This is a genomic window from Frankia sp. CcWB2 (assembly GCF_977927585.1).
The window spans coordinates 18,716-20,287 of record NZ_CDWRCM010000069.1 but is presented as its reverse complement, the minus strand read 5'-3'; the positions used below and the strand labels follow the sequence as shown (position 1 = coordinate 20,287).

Annotated in this window: 2 protein-coding genes; both read right to left on the bottom strand. The window is 68.3% G+C overall.

Features of this window, described 5'->3' with window-relative positions; genetic code table 11:
- The coding region (locus ACY45C_RS09710) for an iron chelate uptake ABC transporter family permease subunit (protein ID WP_462187294.1) at positions 1-567 on the bottom strand (567 nt) is incomplete at its 3' end.
- A gap of 167 nt (positions 568-734) precedes the next feature.
- Positions 735-1,572 (bottom strand): ABC transporter ATP-binding protein (locus ACY45C_RS09705; protein WP_462187293.1); only part of this gene is annotated, 838 nt, incomplete at its 5' end.

Sequence of the window (1,572 nt, the reverse complement as noted above, 5' to 3'; positions counted from 1 at the left end):
CACGAGAGCCAGGGTGAGAACGGCACCGATGAACGCCGCCCCCGACACCCCCACCGCCGCGGCAAGCCCCGACGACGAGACCCCTCCCAGGGTGAGGACAGCGACCGCGGCGACGGAGGCCCCCGAGGACACGCCCAGCACATACGGATCGGCGAGGGGGTTGCGCACCACCGCCTGCAGCACGGCTCCGGCCACGGCCAGGCCCGCACCCACCACGAACGCCAGCAACACCCGCGGCGTCCGCACCTGCCAGATAATCTGATCGTTGATCATCGAGGACTGAGCACCGTTGCCGGTCAGATGAGCCACGACGCTGGACCACACCTCGCCGGGAGGCACCGATACCGAACCCACGCCGATCGCTGCCCCAACAACAATCGGCGTCGCCAGCACCAGGGCGAGCAGAGTGATCAGGAACCTGCCGCGCGCGCTGCGCGCCGCCCGCGGCAGCACGGCGCCGGCAGTGACCGCGGGCATCCCGCGGGCGGGTCGGAGCGCCGCCACCGCCCGCAGCCGTACCGCGTCCGCGGCACCCACCGATGGCGTCGGCGTGGCACGTACCGACATAGGTTGATCGATGGACAGCGGATGCCCCCGTTGACTCAAACGAAACAAAAATCGTTTTCGTTTCGTTTGAGCAAGCTAACAGCCCTGCGCAGGCTCCGTCAACGGTTCTGTAGGGGTAGGACAGGCCCTCCGCTCGTCGTGGTCGGGTGGTCACCGTCATCCGGCGACTACTCGACCGGGATCATTCCTCCGCTCTGCCGCTGCCACAGCCGGTGGTAGCGCCCCCGCCGCTCGAGCAGCTCGTGATGGGACCCCTGCTCCACGACGCGGCCGTCGTCGAGGACGACGATGCGGTCCATGTGCAGCAGGGTCGACAGCCGGTGCGCGACGGCGATCACCGTCTTGTCTCGCCATAGGTCCTCGAGTGCGTTCTGGACGAGTACCTCGCTCTCGCTGTCCAGTGCGCTCGTCGCCTCGTCCAGAATGAGCATGGGTTTGTCGTCCAGGAAGGCGCGGGCAATGGCGATCCGCTGCCGTTGCCCGGTCGAGAGTTTGATGCCGCGTTCCCCGACGACGGTGTCGTAACCGTCGGGCGCCCGCGAGATGAAGCTGTGCGCGTGGGCCCGCAGCGCCGCAGCCTCCACCTGCGCCTGGGTCACCGGGCCCGCGGTGCCGTAGACGATGTTGTCCCGGATGGACCGGTGGAAGAGGGTGGTGTCCTGCGGAACGTAGGAGATGCCCCGGGCGAGCTGGCGGTTGGGCACCGGAACACCGTCCACGGCGACCATGCCCGGCGGGAGCGGGTAGTAGCCCAGCAACAGCTTGATGAACGTCGTCTTGCCGCTTCCGCTGCGACCCACGATGCCGATCTTCTCGCCCCGCTCGATGGCCAGGTCGATGCCCGCGAGCACGAGGTTCCGGTCGTTCTCGGGATAGGCGAACGACAGGCCCTGGAACTGCAGCCGACCGGAAACTACGGGAAGAACCGCGGGACGGCCCGAACCGGCTGAACCGGCTGAACCGGCTGAACCGGCTGAACCGGCTGAACCGGCTGAACCGGCTGAA